This window comes from Advenella sp. RU8, from assembly GCF_048381675.1.
In the GTDB taxonomy this organism is placed as follows: Bacteria; Pseudomonadota; Gammaproteobacteria; order Burkholderiales; family Burkholderiaceae_B; genus Advenella.
Window position 1 is genome coordinate 51,715 of the sequence record NZ_JBLWIS010000011.1, and the last position, 15,684, is coordinate 67,398.

The 15,684-nt window shown below is 49.1% G+C and carries 17 protein-coding genes; 11 read left to right on the top strand and 6 right to left on the bottom strand.

The features are described from left to right. The first annotated feature begins 151 nt into the window (after nt 1-151). The 5 genes from rpsF (at nt 152) to ACM5Q9_RS12530 (ending at nt 3,261) form a co-directional block, all read left to right on the top strand. Nucleotides 152-532, top strand: coding sequence for a 30S ribosomal protein S6 (rpsF, locus tag ACM5Q9_RS12510; protein WP_418145076.1), 381 nt, complete (start codon nt 152-154; stop codon nt 530-532). A gap of 17 nt (nt 533-549) precedes the next feature. Further along, nucleotides 550-873, top strand: a complete 324-nt coding sequence (priB, locus tag ACM5Q9_RS12515) for a primosomal replication protein N (RefSeq protein WP_418145077.1) — start codon at nt 550-552, stop codon at nt 871-873. A 77-nt stretch (nt 874-950) separates the two neighbouring features. Continuing rightward, nucleotides 951-1,226: a 30S ribosomal protein S18 gene (rpsR, locus tag ACM5Q9_RS12520; protein ID WP_189384042.1), complete on the top strand. Its 276-nt coding sequence runs from the start codon at nt 951-953 to the stop codon at nt 1,224-1,226. Nucleotides 1,227-1,242: 16 nt separating this feature from the next. Further along, nucleotides 1,243-1,698, top strand: coding sequence for a 50S ribosomal protein L9 (gene rplI / locus ACM5Q9_RS12525; RefSeq protein ID WP_418145078.1), 456 nt, complete (start codon nt 1,243-1,245; stop codon nt 1,696-1,698). 171 nt (nt 1,699-1,869) lie between these two features. Continuing rightward, a complete protein-coding gene (locus ACM5Q9_RS12530; RefSeq protein ID WP_418145079.1) occupies nt 1,870-3,261 on the top strand; it encodes a replicative DNA helicase in 1,392 nt (463 codons plus the stop codon). Nucleotides 3,262-3,437: 176 nt separating this feature from the next. Here ACM5Q9_RS12530 and ACM5Q9_RS12535 read toward each other — a convergent pair whose 3' ends face one another. Genes ACM5Q9_RS12535 through ACM5Q9_RS12545 form a run of 3 tightly spaced genes read right to left on the bottom strand, consistent with a single transcriptional unit; the run spans nt 3,438 to nt 6,170 of the window. Then, nucleotides 3,438-5,174 carry a PhoH family protein gene (locus ACM5Q9_RS12535; RefSeq protein WP_418145080.1) on the bottom strand — a complete coding sequence of 579 codons (1,737 nt, stop codon included), beginning with the start codon at nt 5,172-5,174 and terminating at the stop codon, nt 3,438-3,440. A 59-nt stretch (nt 5,175-5,233) separates the two neighbouring features. Then, nucleotides 5,234-5,710 carry a peroxiredoxin gene (locus tag ACM5Q9_RS12540; protein WP_418145081.1) on the bottom strand — a complete coding sequence of 159 codons (477 nt, stop codon included), beginning with the start codon at nt 5,708-5,710 and terminating at the stop codon, nt 5,234-5,236. 19 nt (nt 5,711-5,729) lie between these two features. Continuing rightward, complete coding sequence (locus tag ACM5Q9_RS12545) at nt 5,730-6,170, bottom strand: Mth938-like domain-containing protein (protein ID WP_418145082.1); 441 nt, start codon at nt 6,168-6,170, stop codon at nt 5,730-5,732. Nucleotides 6,171-6,418: 248 nt separating this feature from the next. Between ACM5Q9_RS12545 and alaC the strand changes: the two genes are divergently transcribed. From alaC to ACM5Q9_RS12575, 6 genes are all read left to right on the top strand, one after another. Continuing rightward, the gene (gene alaC / locus ACM5Q9_RS12550) at nt 6,419-7,606 is read left to right on the top strand and encodes an alanine transaminase (RefSeq protein ID WP_418145083.1); all 1,188 of its coding nucleotides are present in this window, start codon (nt 6,419-6,421) and stop codon (nt 7,604-7,606) included. Then, nucleotides 7,603-8,913 (top strand): homoserine dehydrogenase, encoded by a 1,311-nt coding sequence (locus ACM5Q9_RS12555; protein WP_418145084.1) that lies wholly within the window; start codon nt 7,603-7,605, stop codon nt 8,911-8,913. Before alaC ends, ACM5Q9_RS12555 begins: the two co-directional genes overlap by 4 nt. Beyond that, a complete protein-coding gene (gene thrC / locus ACM5Q9_RS12560) occupies nt 8,910-10,319 on the top strand; it encodes a threonine synthase (RefSeq protein ID WP_418145085.1) in 1,410 nt (469 codons plus the stop codon). The genes ACM5Q9_RS12555 and thrC overlap by 4 nt, the downstream gene beginning before the upstream one ends. Before the next feature lie 88 nt (nt 10,320-10,407). Then, a complete protein-coding gene (gene crcB, locus ACM5Q9_RS12565) occupies nt 10,408-10,791 on the top strand; it encodes a fluoride efflux transporter CrcB (RefSeq protein ID WP_418145086.1) in 384 nt (127 codons plus the stop codon). Between the two features lie 102 nt (nt 10,792-10,893). Next, nucleotides 10,894-12,138, top strand: coding sequence for an NnrS family protein (locus ACM5Q9_RS12570; RefSeq protein WP_418145087.1), 1,245 nt, complete (start codon nt 10,894-10,896; stop codon nt 12,136-12,138). Further along, nucleotides 12,135-12,584: an RrF2 family transcriptional regulator gene (locus ACM5Q9_RS12575; RefSeq protein WP_418145088.1), complete on the top strand. Its 450-nt coding sequence runs from the start codon at nt 12,135-12,137 to the stop codon at nt 12,582-12,584. The genes ACM5Q9_RS12570 and ACM5Q9_RS12575 overlap by 4 nt, the downstream gene beginning before the upstream one ends. Here the strand turns inward: ACM5Q9_RS12575 and hpnE are convergent. From hpnE to hpnC, 3 genes are read right to left on the bottom strand one after another with little or no spacing between them, the layout of a single operon-like run. Continuing rightward, on the bottom strand, nt 12,574-13,920 hold the full coding sequence (hpnE, locus tag ACM5Q9_RS12580) for a hydroxysqualene dehydroxylase HpnE (RefSeq protein ID WP_418145089.1): 1,347 nt from the start codon (nt 13,918-13,920) through the stop codon (nt 12,574-12,576). The genes ACM5Q9_RS12575 and hpnE overlap by 11 nt on opposite strands. Beyond that, nucleotides 13,910-14,779 carry a presqualene diphosphate synthase HpnD gene (gene hpnD, locus ACM5Q9_RS12585; protein ID WP_418145090.1) on the bottom strand — a complete coding sequence of 290 codons (870 nt, stop codon included), beginning with the start codon at nt 14,777-14,779 and terminating at the stop codon, nt 13,910-13,912. Before hpnD ends, hpnE begins: the two co-directional genes overlap by 11 nt. Nucleotides 14,780-14,783: 4 nt before the next feature. Continuing rightward, nucleotides 14,784-15,620: a squalene synthase HpnC gene (gene hpnC / locus ACM5Q9_RS12590; RefSeq protein WP_418145091.1), complete on the bottom strand. Its 837-nt coding sequence runs from the start codon at nt 15,618-15,620 to the stop codon at nt 14,784-14,786. Nucleotides 15,621-15,684 lie beyond the last annotated feature (64 nt).

The window sequence follows — 15,684 nt, forward strand, 5'->3', positions numbered from 1 at the left end:
GAATTGTGTTATATTTGACGGTTTCTTGCTCGACTTATGTTTGTTGCGGGCTTAAAGCCTGGTTTATCCGGGTAATAGGTTACGGCATCAAGACATGAGCGGGCTGTCAGTTGCCATTGTAAAAATGGCAAGATATCCTTAAGGAGTTATTATGCGTCACTACGAAGTAGTGTTTATCGTGCATCCGGACCAAAGCGAACAGGTCCCTGCAATGATCGAACGTTATCAAGCTTTGGTAACAGGCAACAATGGTGTTGTCCACCGTCTTGAGGACTGGGGTCGTCGTCAATTGGCATACCCAATCCAGAAACTGGTTAAAGCCCATTATGTGTGCATGAACATCGAGTGCAACCAGGAAACGCTTGACGAGCTGGAACACTCTTTCCGCTATAACGATGCTGTTTTGCGTAATCTGGTTATCAAAACCAGCAAAGCTCATACAGAAGCCTCTATCATGATGAAATCTGTAGAGCGTGAAGAAGCGCGTAAAGCAACTGCCGAGTCATCAGCAGAGCAAGATAGCGAAGAGTAATCAGCTGGTTATTGCTTGTGAACCAGATTCAATTGCAGGCCAGGGTGCTGGAAGTCAAGCCTTTGCGGCATACCCCGGCAGGCCTACCGGTACTGGATCTTGTACTTCAGCATCAATCGGAAATCATGGAAGCTTCGCATCCACGCATGATTGAGTTAATCATTCATGCCAGGGTACTTGGTGAAACCGCTACGGTTCTATCAGGTGTTGCGATGGGAAGTGAAATACGTGTCAAAGGTTTTTTGGCCCAGGCCCGTAAAAATTCAGGACGTGTCATCCTGCATATACAGAACGTCCAGTTTCCGTCAAAAGGTGTTGTAGCGGTTCATACAACTGTCTGACAAACTTAAAGTTCAGGGCATAAAGCTCTTTTATGAATTAGAGGCGCAGGCCTCACACACGAATAAAGGCAAAAATCATGGCTTTCATGAAAAAAGGCAAGGACAAACGCAGCAAATTTACGCAGCAAAATCCATTGTTCAAACGTCGCAAATTCTGCCGCTTCACAGCAGCAGGCGTTGAAGAAGTCGATTACAAAGATGTCGATACTTTACGTGATTTCATCACTGAAACAGGCAAAATCATTCCTGCCCGTTTAACAGGTACAAAAGCAAACTACCAGCGTCAGCTTGATTCAGCAATCAAGCGTGCCCGTTTTCTGGCTTTGCTTCCATACACTGACAACCACAAATAATTAAGGATTATTAATCATGCAAGTTATTTTGCTAGAAAAAATCGGCAATTTGGGTAACCTGGGTGAGGTTGTTCGTGTACGTGATGGTTACGCACGCAATTTCCTGATCCCTCAGAAAAAAGCCCGCCGCGCTACTGAAGCCGCTTTGCAAGAGTTCGAAGCACGTCGTGCAGAACTGGAAAAAGCACAAGCTGAAAAACTGGCTGCCGCACAGGCTGTTGGTGAAAGACTGAACGGTTACGTATTGACAATCAGCCAGAAAGCTGGTGTTGACGGTCGTCTGTTTGGTTCTGTTACCAACATGGACATTGCCGCTGCCCTGGTTGCTGCTGGCTTTGAAAATGTAGAGAAACAACAAGTTCGCTTGCTGGACGGTGCCCTGAAAGCCGTTGGTGAGTTCGCTGTTCAGGTTCACCTGCATGCAGACGTTAATGCCGACATCACCGTTGTTGTTCAAGGCGATATGGCTTAACAGACAGATTTTTAAAACTGTCAAACTTGTAAAAGCCGGCAATAGCCGGCTTTTTTACGTATATACTTACGTGTTGCAGCGGATAAAATTATCCTTGGCTTTTTGCAATTTCCATTTCTTCTCGCGCAATTGTTGCGCGCCTCATTGAATACGTCCCATATTTAAATCAGCATGAATGTAGTCGACCCTCAAATTGAATCACTTCGCTTGCCCCCCCATTCCATCGAGGCGGAACAGTCGGTCCTGGGTGGTTTGTTACTGGACAATACGGCACTTGAGCATATCTCGGATATTTTGAGTGAAGATGATTTTTATCGTCATGATCATCGTGTCATTTGGCGTCATGTCTGTAAAATCATTAACCTGGACAGGCCAGCGGACGTAGTGACCATTTACGAGTCACTTGAAACGGAAGGCAAGGCGGAAGAAATTGGCGGCCTTGCTTATCTTAATGCCTTGGCACAAAATACGCCTTCTGCGGCCAATATTCGACGTTATGCGGAAATTGTCCGTGAACGGGCCATGTTGCGTAAACTGGTTAGCATTGCCGATGAAATCGCCTCTGAGGCTCTCAATCCGAAAGGCAAGGAAGCGCGCCAGTTGCTTGATGAGGCAGAGGCCAGGATCTTCAAAATTGCCCAGGAAGGGACCCGCAGCGAGAATGATTTCCATGAAATGAGCAAGCTGCTGATTGATGTCGTAGATCGGATAGACGAGCTGGCGCACCGCGACAATGTCTCTGATGTGACGGGGGTGCCAACCGGTTTTGTCGATCTTGACCGGAAAACATCGGGCATGCATCCGGGCGATCTTATTATTGTGGCTGGCCGGCCTTCCATGGGTAAAACCTCGTTCTCCATGAATATCGGCGAGCATGTGGCCATCGACCAAGGTTTGCCGGTTGCCGTGTTTTCCATGGAAATGGGGGCGGTTCAGCTGGCTGCCCGTATGTTGGGTTCGGTCGGGCGACTGGACCAGCAACGCATGCGTACCGGACGCCTGCTGGACGATGACTGGCCAAAAATTACCCATGCCATGCAGCTGATGCAAAATGCGCAGATTTTCATTGATGAAACACCTGGCCTCAACCCGATCGATCTTCGTGCCCGTGCGCGGCGACTTACCCGTAAATGTGGTCAACTTGGCGTGATTATTATCGACTACCTGCAGTTAATGTCAGGTAGCGGCAGTGGTGGTAAAAATGAAAACCGTACCGCCGAGATTTCTGAAATCAGCCGTTCTTTGAAGGGATTGGCGCGTGAGTTGAATTGTCCGGTGATTGCTTTGTCTCAGCTAAACCGCAGTCTTGAACAGCGCACCAACAAACGGCCCATCATGAGTGACTTGCGTGAATCGGGTGCGATTGAACAGGATGCCGACTTGATCCTGTTTATTTACCGTGACGAGGTCTATCATCCGGAAACCCAGGATAAGGGTACGGCTGAAATTATTATTGGCAAACAGCGTAACGGCCCGATCGGTACCGTGAAAATGACCTTTGCGGGTGAAAGCACCAAGTTCCTGAACTATATGGGTTCTGGCGACAGTTTTATTTCAGACTAATCTGTATCGTAGATCTCAGGCTTGCATAAGGCTTCAAATGAAAAACACCCTGCTACCGGAAAGCCGGGGCAGGGTGCTGATAACAATGATCATGCAAGTTAAAGCAAGTTGTCGGGCTGTTAGGTTATTAAAACGGCACAGCCCGGCATATTGCAGGTTTAAATATGCATCATTTCCTATAAAGCATCACTGGCATAATCGGCCAGGCGTGAACGTTCACCTTTTTGCAGGGTAATATGCCCCGAGTGCGTCCACCCCTTGAAGCGATCGACCACATAAGTCAGCCCAGAACTCCCCTCGGTTAGATAGGGAGTATCGATTTGTGCAATATTACCCATGCAAACAATTTTGGTGCCAGGGCCGGCACGGGTGATGAGGGTTTTCATTTGCTTGGGCGTCAGATTTTGCGCTTCATCAATAATGACGAATTTATTCAGGAAGGTGCGGCCGCGCATGAAGTTCAGCGATTTGACCTTGATGTGCGATTTAATGAACTCCTTGCTAGCGCTGCGATCCCAGTCTCCTGCTTCCGCATGAATACCTGAATTCAGGAATTCCAGATTGTCTTCCAGTGCGCCCATCCAGGGTTGCATTTTTTCTTCTTCAGTACCGGGTAAAAAGCCGATATCTTCACCGACTGGAACAGTGACCCGGGTCATGATGATTTCAGTATAACGCTTGGTTTCCAGTACCTGGGTTAGTCCTGAGGCCAGGGCCAGAAGTGTTTTGCCGGTACCGGCCTGGCCCAGAAGAGAGACAAAATCACAATCAGGGTTCATGAGCAGGTTGAGTGCGAAATTCTGTTCACGGTTACGTGCCGTGACGCCCCAGACATTGTTCTTTTTATGGGTGTAGTCACGCAAGGTGGCCAGTACGGCGGTTTTTCCGCTCACTTCCTTGACTTGCGCATATAAGGGGGTGTCGCCTTCAAGATAAACAAATTCATTAATGATGAATTCGGGGCAGAGGGGACCTTTTATTTTGTAGTAGGTAGTGCCTCCTTGCATCCAGGACTCCACGTCTTTACCGTGACGGGCCCAGAAATTGGATGGCAGTTGCATGATGCCGTCATAGAGCAGGTCTGAGTCTTCAAGTGAGTGGTCGTTCAGGTAGTCTTCGGCTTCCATGCCCAGGGCACGTGCCTTCAGGCGCATATTGATGTCTTTGGAAACCAGGATGACCTGGCGGTCAGCATATTGTTTCTGCAGGGACCGGACAACACTTAGGATCATATTGTCGGCCTTGCCAGCAGGCAGGCTGATGCCCAGGTCGCTTTCCATGTTTGAAGTCTGGAACAGCAGCAGGCCAGTTGCATCTTTATTGCCCAGTGCGTTCAGTTGCATGCCATGCAGGATATCAGAGGTTTCTGCGGCAAGGGCGTCCAGCGAGCGGCTGACCTGCCGTGCGTTACGGGCAACTTCGGTCATGCCTTTTTTGTGGTGGTCGAGCTCTTCCAGTGTCATCATGGGCAGGAAAATATCATGCTCCTGAAAACGGAAGAGTGAAGAGGGGTCGTGCAGCAGCACGTTGGTATCAAGCACAAACAGTTTCCGGGTTTCGGTAGCGGTGGTGGTTTTTGTTTGGTTGGTCGTTTTTTTGGTTGCAGCGGTTTTTACTGCAGCGGTTTTCACTGCAGCAGTTTTTGTCGTTGCGGTTTTTGTGGTGGTTTTGGCAACTGTTTGTGCAGGGACTTTTGCTTCCGTTTTTTGGGCTGCGGTTTTGCGGGCTGTTTTGGCGGAAGCGCTGCTTGTGGCTTTGTCCGGTTGAGCAGGGGCTGCCACGGCAGTAGCCTTGACGGCGTTTGCTTTGGGGTGCGAACGTGCTGCCGGGGCGGCTGTTTTTATTTTTGGCGTGGCTATTGTGCCAATATCAATGGTATCGGCGGGTTTCGTTGGCAACTTGGGTAGTGGCATTCGTTATACTCTTGTTCCGGGTTTGCCTGCATGCATTGGCATGCAGTTAATGGGTTGGATTAGTTTGCTGCAATTTCCTTGACGGCCTCAAAAACTTTGTCTGCATGACCTGGGACTTTCAGGCCACGCCACTCCTGTACCAGAACTCCCTGGCTATCAAGCAGGAATGTGCTGCGTTCAATGCCCCTGACCTGTTTGCCATACATGTTCTTCAGTTTCATGACGCCAAACTGTGTGCAGAGCTTTTCTTCGGGATCGGCAATCAGGGGGAAAGGTAATTCATGTTTATTGCTGAAATTGGCATGTGTTTTCAGGGAGTCACGTGATACCCCGATGATTTCCGTATTCAGGGCCTTGAATTGTGCATAACGGTCACGAAAATCCTGTGCTTCTACCGTGCACCCGGGGGTGTTGTCTTTGGGATAAAAGTACAGGACAACATTTTTACCCTTAAGGGTATCCAGGTTGATGGGGCCCTGATGGCTTTCTGCCTCGAAGGCGGGTGTTTTCTCTCCAACTACGGGTAGATCACTCATTCAATCATTTCCTTTTTCTTCATTCTTCATTTAACATCAGTGCAACGGCAACATTGCGCCCTTCAGACATTAACACATTATAAGTGCGGGCAGCGGCCTGTGAGTCCATGCATTCGATGCCAATCCTGGCGCTTAACAGCGGTGCCAGGATTTGTGGGGGAATAAATACCTGTTTTGCTCCGGTTCCAACAAGCAGGATATCAGGTGCGTTGTCGTAGGATGAGGCGGTGGTGCCGTCAAGAAAATCAAGGGCATTGGCCGGCTTGGCAGTAACGCCGGCGGCCAGTTCCAGCAATTGGGTAGTTATATCCGTCACTTTTTTGACCGGCCAGGCAGTAATCGGGCCTTCCGGCTTGAAGCAGATGGCATTTTCGTAGCGTACATCGTTAACATCAATATGATTGTCACCATATCGGGTAACGGTATTTAACGCAGAGCGTTCTTCTTTCTGTAATAGCACTTTTTCTCCTTATGCGTATTAATCATATTCTATCTATATTTCATGTTTGTGATGACTTTGCGGGTCATCCTGTCAATTGAATGCCGATTATGTAATTATCGATCCCAATCCTGCATTAAAATAGAAAAAAGATGTTTTTATACAAATTTTTACCAAACCTGGTAAAACTATTTGATCATGCTGTTTATATGCGCTAGATTAATAGGTTTTATTGCGTTTTATTTATTTCTGTTTAAAAGGTGTTGGCCATGAGGCATTTTCCACGTATAGAGCGACTTCCTCCGTATATTTTCAATATTACCGGAGAGCTGAAGATGGCGGCGCGCCGGCGTGGCGAAGATATTATTGATATGTCCATGGGCAACCCGGACGGCCCCACTCCGGAACATATTGTCAAGAAAATGGTAGAAGCGGCCGAGCGGCCTAATACGCATGGTTATTCTGTTTCCAAGGGTATTCCGCGTTTGCGCAAGGCCATCACCGACTGGTACCTGCATCGTTATCAAATTTCTTTTGACCCCGACAAGGAAGCCATCGTAACTATTGGCTCAAAAGAAGGTCTGGCGCATTTAATGCTGGCCACCCTTGATCGTGGTGATACTGTCCTGGTACCTAATCCCAGCTACCCCATCCATATTTATGGTGCGGTCATTGCCGGTGCCAATATCCGTTCCGTGCCCATGACACCCGGCACCGATTTTTTCGAGGAAATCGAAAAGGCGGTACGCGAGTCCATTCCAAAGCCAAAAATGATGATCCTGGGCTTTCCCAGCAATCCAACTGCGCAATGTGTAGAACTGCCATTTTTCGAGCGTGTGGTCAAACTGGCCAAAGAGCACGACATTATTGTTGTGCATGACCTGGCTTACGCTGACATCACATTCGATGGCTATGTAGCGCCGTCCATCATGCAAGTGCCCGGTGCCAAAGATGTGGCTGTCGAGTTCTTTACCATGAGCAAAAGCTATAACATGGCTGGCTGGCGTATTGGGTTCATGGTGGGCAATGAAGAAATTGTCAACGCACTGGCGCGCATGAAAAGCTACCATGATTATGGTACTTTCACGCCGATCCAGGTTGGTGCCATCGCTGCCCTTGAAGGTCCGCAGGACTGTGTCAAGGAAGTGGTTGCCCAGTACCAGAAACGTCGTGATGTTTTATGCAAAGGTTTGCATGAGGCGGGCTGGATGGTTGAGGTCCCCAAAGCATCCATGTATATTTGGGCCGCGATCCCGGAACCCTACAAACATATGGGCTCCCTGGAGTTTTCCAAAAAAGTGCTGGCCGAAGCCAAGGTGGCGGTTTCTCCTGGCGTCGGTTTTGGCGAGTATGGTGATAATTATGTTCGTTTTGCCCTTATCGAAAATGAGCAGCGCATTCGCCAGGCAATCCGTGGTATCAAGGAAATGTTCAGGAAGGACGGGTATCTCAAATGAATTTAAATCCAATTAGGGTAGGGCTGCTTGGGTTCGGTGTTGTTGGTGGTGGCACTTATTCGGTGTTAACCCGTAACGCGGAAGAAATTGCCCGCCGGGCCGGTCGCGACATCGAGGTTGTGCGCGTGGCAACCCGTACGCCTTCCAAAGCGAAAGCCGTGTTTGGTGAAGCCTTGCCTGTTGATGATGATCTCATAGGCCTGGTTTCCGATCCCAGCATTGATATTGTGGTTGAATTGATCGGTGGTGATACCCTTGCGCGAGAGCTAGTCATGCAGGCCATTGCCAATGGCAAACATGTGGTAACGGCCAACAAGGCTTTGCTGGCCAAGCACGGCAACGAAATTTTTGCCGCAGCCAGCAAGAAGGGTGTCATGGTTGCCTTCGAGGCAGCTGTTGCAGGTGGGGTCCCCATCGTCAAGGCCATTCGTGAAGGCCTTACCGCCAACCGTATCCAGTGGGTGGCTGGCATTATCAATGGCACCACCAACTTTATCCTCAGTGAAATGCGCCAGCGTGGCCTGCCTTTCGAGACCGTTCTGTCAGAAGCACAGCGCCTGGGTTACGCCGAAGCCGATCCAACCTTTGATGTTGAAGGGGTTGATGCAGCGCATAAGCTTACTTTGCTGGCTTCTTTGGCGTTTGGGATTCGCATCCAGTTTGAGAAGGCCTACATCGAAGGTATTACCGCGCTTAAGCAAGAAGACATTACGCATGCCGAGCGCCTTGGTTACCGTATCAAGTTGCTGGGTATTGCCAAACGTCGTCCCAATGGCATCGAGTTGCGGGTACATCCAACCCTGGTGCCTGCCAGTAAATTGATTGCTAATGTGGAAGGCGCCATGAACGCGGTGCTGGTCAAGGGTGATGCGATTGGCGAAACCCTGTACTACGGTGCTGGCGCCGGTGCTGAACCCACCGCATCTGCGGTGGTGGCCGATCTGGTTGATGTAACCCGCATGCATACGTCCGATCCCGAAAACCGGGTGCCGCATCTAGCTTTCCAGCCTGATGCGTTGGCTGATTTTGATATTCTTCCGATTAGCGAAATCAGGACATCTTACTATTTGCGCTTTACGGTTGAAGACCGTCCTGGTGTACTAGCTGATTTAACCCGAATCCTGGCAGACAAGTCCATCTCCATCAACTCCATGGTGCAGGAGCAAAAAGGAGCGGATAGTGCATCTATCATTATCCTGACGCATGAAGCGCGCGAAGGGGATGTGGTTAATGCCATTCGCCAGATTGAAAACCTTGGCTTTGTCCATTCATCTGTAACTCGTATCCGTTTGGAAAATCTATCATGAGATATGTTTCTACCCGTGGTGGGATGGCAGCCCTTCCTTTTTCTGAAATCCTGCTAGAGGGCCTGGCCCGTGATGGCGGTCTTGCCATACCCGAAAGCCTTCCCCAGGTTAGCCGTGAAATGCTGGCCTCCTGGCGCAGCCTTTCATATGCAGACCTGGCTACCCAGGTATTGAAGCTGTTTATTACAGATATTCCCGAAGCGGACTTGTCCAAGCTTACCCATGCGGCTTATAACGGGCAGGTATTTAACAGCGAAGCTATTGTACCGCTTAAGCCGCTTGGCAGTGGCCTGACTTTGGTTGGTCTTTCCGAAGGGCCAACGCTGGCATTCAAGGATATGGCCATGCAGTTTCTGGGGCAGGTGTTTGAATATGTCCTGGCTCGCAAAAATACCACCATCAATATCCTGGGGGCCACTTCGGGCGATACAGGTTCGGCTGCTGAATATGCCTTGCGTGGCAAGAAAGGCGTATCGGTCTTCATGCTGTCCCCTTATGGCCGCATGAGCGATTTTCAGCGTGCGCAAATGTACTCCTTGCAAGATGAAAACATTCACAACCTGTCTGTACATGGCGTGTTTGATGATTGCCAGGACATTGTCAAGGTATTGGCCTCAGACCTCGAGTTCAAGGAAAAATATCATATTGGCGCCGTAAACTCCATTAACTGGGCACGTATTTCAGCCCAGGTGGTTTATTATTTTTGGGCTTGGCTGCGCGCTACCGGCACTGAAGACCAGCAAGTTTCTTTTGCCGTTCCTTCCGGTAACTTCGGCAATATTCTGTCTGGACATATTGCCCGCAGCATGGGTTTGCCAATTCGCCGTCTGGTTTTGGCTACAAATGAAAACAACGTATTGGAAGAGTTCTTCCGTACCGGTGTGTATAAACCCCGTTCTGCCGAACAAACTTTTGCTACTTCCAGCCCGTCCATGGACATTTCCAAAGCCTCCAATTTTGAGCGCTTTGTTTATGATCTGGTTGGACAGGATGCCAGCAAAGTCAAGGGTTTGTGGGAGTCCCTTGAGCGCAATGGTTCATTCGACCTTAGCGAGCTTAAGCCATTGTTTGAAGAAAAGTTCGGTTTTGTCGGAGGGCAAAGTACGCACGCCGATCGCTTGCAAACCATCAAAGCGGTTTATGAGCAGGAAAATGTACTTATCGACCCCCATACCGCTGATGCGGTAAAAGTTGCCCGCCAGTATCAGGAAGAGGGTATTCCGATGCTAGTGCTTGAAACCGCACTGCCTGCCAAGTTTAGTGAAACCATTGAAGAGGCCATTGGCCAGCCGGCACCGGTGCCCGCGCATTTGAAAGGTTTGGCAGATTTGCCACAGAAAGTGACGGTCATGGACTGCAATGTTGAACAAGTGCGTTCCTATATTCAGGCGCACGTACAGTTGTAAGGCATGTTTCAGGGGCACTTCGGTGCCCCTGTTCATATTGGGTTGCGCATGCGTGTATACGTTTTTTAATTAATGACACACTCCCTCCATGATTCTTTTTACCCCAGGTAATTTTCTTGCGGTAGCCACCGGTGCGGCCCTTGGGGCCATTTTGCGCTGGGTGCTTGGGATTGCCTTTAATCAGGCGTCCTGGCCTTGGGGAACCTTGTTGGCTAATTGTCTGGGCGGGTTGTTAATTGGCATGCTGATTGGTTTTTTTTCCATTAACGAGCACACGCCTGTATGGCTAAGGTTGTTTCTGGTTACCGGGTTCTTGGGCGGATTAACTACCTTTTCCACTTTTTCGGCAGAAACCCTGCAGTTTTTTCTCAAAGGGCAATGGTTGTGGGCGGGTGCCTATATAGGTATCAGCCTGACAAGCACTTTGCTACTGACGGTGGCCGGGATGTGGCTGATTCAGCAATTCAAATAAGCATTTATTGGTTTTTCCTATGATGGGCATAGATTTTATCTTATAAGATATATATAATGTGTATCTTATAGAGTGATGATAAAGCCAATAAAAGGTCAATATATGAGTACGCTTATTTCCATTTCCCCGCCTAGCAGCAAGAAAAAACCTGAAACCAGGATGACTGCCTTTCTGTCGTTGGGGTTCAGGCCGTTATATATTGCCGGTGCAGCCTGGGCGCTAATCTCCATTTTACTGTGGGTTTTTACACCGCAATTCTTGCAGGGCAGTTTGAATGGGGTTTGGTGGCATGCCCATGAAATGCTTTGGGCCTTTGTGGGTACCATTGCCGTTGCCTTTTTGCTAACGGCCAGTGCAACCTGGACCGGTTCCAATCCGATTAAAGGCATACCGTTGGCCATCTTAAGCCTTACCTGGCTAATTGCCCGCATTGCTTTTCTTGTGCCAGGCGACAGTATGTTCTTTACGGGCATGTTGTATGAGTTTTCGTTTTATCTGGTGTCGGCAATTTGCCTGTCCAGGGTTATCCTGAAGGCCAAAAGCAAACGAAATTATGTCTTGCCTTGGGCCGTGCTGGGTTTGGGAATTATGGATCTGGTGTTCCTGATTACTTATCATCAGGACAAGTTTGATACATTAATGTCCTTTTTTGAGGTCGGCATTCTGTTCATGGTGCTGATTGCACTGTTAATTGCCCGCCGGGTTGTGCCATTTTTTGCCACCCGTAAAATCCAGGGACTGCAGATTCCCATGCATACCCGTTCTGGTTTGTATCAACTGATTGCCTGTGGGATTGCCATCTTCTTTGGTTTGCTATCCCTGCCCAAAATAATGGCGCTGTTTATTGGTATTGCCGGAGTGATTGCGATTGTTCAGGTTATCCAGTGGAAGCCTGCCAAGGTCTTGGGTGAGCCACTGCTTTGGGTATTGTATCTGGCTTATTTCTTTCTGGGCCTGGGCCTGGTTTTGGGTGCGCTGTATTTTGCGGGCGTCCGTCCTTCCATTATGGTTCGACCAGCCACTTATATCCACGTAATCGGCATGGGTGGTTTTTCTATCATGATTATCGGGATGCTTACCCGCACGGCTTTAGGCCATACCGGTAATCCCTTGAAAGCAAGCCGTTTAATGGTTGCCAGTTATGTATTGGTACTGGTCGCCACAATTAGCCGCCTGGCTGCCCTGTATCCTTCAGTGTATACCCAGCCCCTGTTACATTTGGCTGGCCTTGCCTGGATCCTGGCATTTGCTTTCTACCTTTGGCAGTTTGTTCCCCTGCTGACCCGTCCTCGTGCAGACCAGGCTTTTGATAAAGGTGGCCTGATCAAGCCCATGGAGAAGAAATGAGACTGACGGTCAGAACAGACTACGCTTTCAGGATGCTTTTGTATTTGGCCGTGCATTCTGACAGGCTTTGTACCATCAAGGAAATTGCCGATGCCTATCATATTTCAGAGCCGCACCTGATGAAAATTACCCATCAGTTAGGTCAGCTGGAATGGATTGAAACGATAAGGGGAAAGGGTGGTGGCATGAAGCTGGCTAAAAAACCGGAAGAAATTTGCCTGGCAGAAGTGGTTAAAACCGTCGAACCCGATTTTCATTTGGTGGAATGCTTTAGCAGCGACAACACTTGTAGCATTGGCGCTTACTGCGGCTTGACTGGCATTATGCATGAAGCACTGGATGCATTTATTAGCTGTTTTGCCAAATATACCCTGGCTGATATCCTGAAGTCCGGAATGCCGTCATCTGACGATTCACTGGAAAAAATCGTCAATTTCATGAAGTAAGATGTTTTACCAAAAGCCGGGCAGCTTCTTGCCCGCTTTTGACGGCGCCCTCAAGCACGCCGGGGAAGCCGGTATCTGTCCAGTCGCCTGCCAGATAAATGCCTGGCCAGACAGTTTCGTTAGGCAATCTGTGCAGACCCGGTTCGGCGCTGAAGGTTGCCCGTTTCTCGGTAATCAGTTCCCATCCGGTAATGGCAGGCAATGGCGTGTTGTCAGGGGCCTGCCTTGCAAGCTGCTCAATGACGAGCTGGATAATTTCGTGTTTGTCTGTTGCCAGCCAGTCACTGGCCTGGCTGATAACAATTGTTATTTCGGGGCGGCCGCTGTTTGGGTTGGCCATGAATCGCGAACGCATAAACAGCCATTGTCCAGGGTCTTGCCGTGGGGCTTCTGTTTTCAGCAGATAAAGCGGAAGGGTCAAATCCCAGTTTTTTTCCAGCTCAAGGGTAATCGTCATGATTGGATTAAAGTCGAATTGCCGCAGGGCATCTATGAAATCAGCCTGTTTTTCACTATCTGGCAGGCAGCTTATGATTTTGGCGCATTGATCGGCTGGCGTAGCCAGGATCACGCCCTCAACGTCAACATTATCTATTTGGTAGCCGCGAGCCGTTATTTGCAGTGATTGTATGCTTTTTCCATAGTGAATTTTAATGTCATGGCTTAGTTTTTCTGCCCATAAGGTGCTTAGGTCAACCCGGGGTATCAGGAAATCGGATGCCTGTTTGCCTGCATCGGTACTGTGTTGCAAGACGCTGGCAAACAGTTGCATGCTGGCTTTGCCGGTTGCCGTATTAAGGGTGGCCAGGCAAAGTGGTTCCCAGAACACCTGGCAAAGAAAAGGGGTTTGCTTTTGCTGTTTGAGCCAGTTGGCAACGGTTTGTGACCGGGAGACTTGCCATTTTTGCTTTTTAAGGGTGGCCAGTGCACGGATCAGGCGGAATTTGTCTGGCAATCGCAGGCCTTTGGCGCATAGCAAGGCATGAAGAAAATCAAAGGGGGCTGGCAAAGCGGGCTTGATGCGGATCCTGAAATCCTGTTTCAAGGTTGAAATATCAAGGGCTTGCCTTAGAAAATGCTCTTTTTCATCCAGGCCCAATGTCTTCATGAGCTGAAGGGTCTGGGTATAGGCGCCAATTAGCAGGTGCTGCCCGTTATCAATGATCCTGTCCAGTTTACGGGAATGCACCTTACGGGCACGACCGCCCAGGGTGTGCGATTGTTCAAATACATGAACCTCGATGTTTTTTTGATGCAAGGCATGGGCGGCAGCCAAGCCTGCCCATCCACCACCAATAACGGCTACGCGTTTTTTTTTCAGGGCATTAGGTGGCATTACGCATGTCACGGCTAAATTTCTTGCCACCGCTTACCCATACTTTCCAGGCAATAAAAAATTTCCTGATCGGGGTCAGGCTGATGCGCTGGTCCAGGATGTTCCATTCTTCATGCTCTATTTCTTTGAGTAGGGCGTGGTAAATGGCGGCCATCATGATGCCGGGCCGTTGTGAGCGGCGGTCTTCTTCGGGCAACAGCTCAAAGGCTTCTTTATAAAGCTGACGGGCACGATCGGTTTCAAAGGCCATCAATTTTTTGAAGTTTTCATTGTAATTGCTGTTCATGATATCGGCCGCCTTGACGTCAAAGGCCTGCAGGTCTTCAATCGGCAGATAGATACGTCCTCGACGGGCATCATCGCCTATATCACGGATAATATTGGTCATTTGCAAGGCTAGGCCCAGCTTTTCAGCATATTGCAGGGTTTCGGGCTGGCTAAAACCAAAGACCCGGGCCGACAGCAGGCCAACCGCACTGGCTACATGCCAGCAATATTTTTTCAGTCCTGCCCAGTCCAGGTAGCGGCTTTGGTCAAGATCCATTTCCATGCCATCAATAATGGCCTGGAAATATTCTTGCTCCAGCTTGAAGGGAGTAATATGCGGTGCGAGGGCCTTGCTAACGGGATGTTCCGGTTTGCCTTTGTAAAGATTGGCAATTTCGTTGCGCCACCAGCCCAGCTTGACGCGGGCCAATGATGGGTCAGAACACTCATCGACAACATCATCCACTTCCCGGCAGAAGGCATAAACGGCGGTAATGGCACGTCTGGGTTCAGGTTGCAGATACAGGAATGAATAATAAAAACTGGATCCGCTTTTGTTGGTTTTATCCTGGCAGTATTCGTCTGGTGTCATGGTGTTATGAGTGAGTTAAGGCGCGCCATGCAATAATGGCCCAATCAGGTTTGTTCAATACGGGTCGCTGGTTGAAAACGTCATAGTGGACATTTTCGATTTTTTCCAGGGTGCGCAAGCCACCCTGAATGATCATGCGCATTTCCCAAGCCAGGCGTCCACGCAGGTTCTTGGTCAGCGGTGCGCCGGCAAGCATCATTGTACGGGTAAATTCGATTTGTTCCTGCATTAATCCGATCCACTCAAGGGTTATCTTTTGCCGGGCCTGGCTTTGAACATCGATGTTGCGCTTTTGCAGACTGTCTTGGGGTAAGTAAATCCGGTTTTTGTTCAGGTCAATGGCAATATCCTGCCAGAAATTGACCAGTTGCAAGGCCGTGCAGATGTGGTTGGAAAAAACAATGTTTTCCTCACTGACAGCCTGGTAAATATGCAGCATTAACAGACCTACGGGATTGGCTGAAAACCGGCAGTATGCAATCAGTGCGTCACGATTTGCAAATGGCGTGAAGCGGACATCAGATTCAAAGGCTGTTAGCAAATCCTGAAAGGCGGATATGGGCAAATTGAATTGCTGGATGGTTTTTGCCAGGGGTGTAAACACGTGGTTCAAGGCCGGCGAGCCAAAATCACCATGGTTTGTAGAGGCCTGTTGTATTTTGCCTAATGCATTCCTGTAGGCTTGAAGTTTTTCCAGGCGTACCGACGTTGGCAAGTTTCCTTCATCGGCAATGTCATCCGCGCTTCTTGCAAATGCATAAACCGCATGAATGGCCGGTCTTAACGTTGCCGGGATAAGTATCGAAGCAACCGGAAAGTTTTCGTAATGGTCGACAGACATGCAGGGACTCGTAAAATTAATTGCACAGGGGTGATTATAAGCGGCAGGAGTGATTATAATTTAA

Excerpts from the sequence above, each read along its gene's own strand:
- rpsR (WP_189384042.1), top strand. The coding sequence starts at position 951 with ATGGCTTTCATGAAAAAAGGCAAGGACAAACGCAGCAAATTTACGCAG.
- crcB (WP_418145086.1), top strand. The coding sequence starts at position 10,408 with ATGATTCTTTTTACCCCAGGTAATTTTCTTGCGGTAGCCACCGGTGCG.
- ACM5Q9_RS12570 (WP_418145087.1), top strand. The coding sequence starts at position 10,894 with ATGAGTACGCTTATTTCCATTTCCCCGCCTAGCAGCAAGAAAAAACCT.
- ACM5Q9_RS12555 (WP_418145084.1), top strand. The coding sequence starts at position 7,603 with ATGAATTTAAATCCAATTAGGGTAGGGCTGCTTGGGTTCGGTGTTGTT.
- rplI (WP_418145078.1), top strand. The coding sequence starts at position 1,243 with ATGCAAGTTATTTTGCTAGAAAAAATCGGCAATTTGGGTAACCTGGGT.
- hpnE (WP_418145089.1), bottom strand. The coding sequence starts at position 13,920 with ATGCCACCTAATGCCCTGAAAAAAAAACGCGTAGCCGTTATTGGTGGT.
- ACM5Q9_RS12535 (WP_418145080.1), bottom strand. The coding sequence starts at position 5,174 with ATGCCACTACCCAAGTTGCCAACGAAACCCGCCGATACCATTGATATT.
- thrC (WP_418145085.1), top strand. The coding sequence starts at position 8,910 with ATGAGATATGTTTCTACCCGTGGTGGGATGGCAGCCCTTCCTTTTTCT.
- alaC (WP_418145083.1), top strand. The coding sequence starts at position 6,419 with ATGAGGCATTTTCCACGTATAGAGCGACTTCCTCCGTATATTTTCAAT.
- ACM5Q9_RS12575 (WP_418145088.1), top strand. The coding sequence starts at position 12,135 with ATGAGACTGACGGTCAGAACAGACTACGCTTTCAGGATGCTTTTGTAT.
- hpnD (WP_418145090.1), bottom strand. The coding sequence starts at position 14,779 with ATGACACCAGACGAATACTGCCAGGATAAAACCAACAAAAGCGGATCC.
- hpnC (WP_418145091.1), bottom strand. The coding sequence starts at position 15,620 with ATGTCTGTCGACCATTACGAAAACTTTCCGGTTGCTTCGATACTTATC.
- ACM5Q9_RS12530 (WP_418145079.1), top strand. The coding sequence starts at position 1,870 with ATGAATGTAGTCGACCCTCAAATTGAATCACTTCGCTTGCCCCCCCAT.
- ACM5Q9_RS12540 (WP_418145081.1), bottom strand. The coding sequence starts at position 5,710 with ATGAGTGATCTACCCGTAGTTGGAGAGAAAACACCCGCCTTCGAGGCA.
- rpsF (WP_418145076.1), top strand. The coding sequence starts at position 152 with ATGCGTCACTACGAAGTAGTGTTTATCGTGCATCCGGACCAAAGCGAA.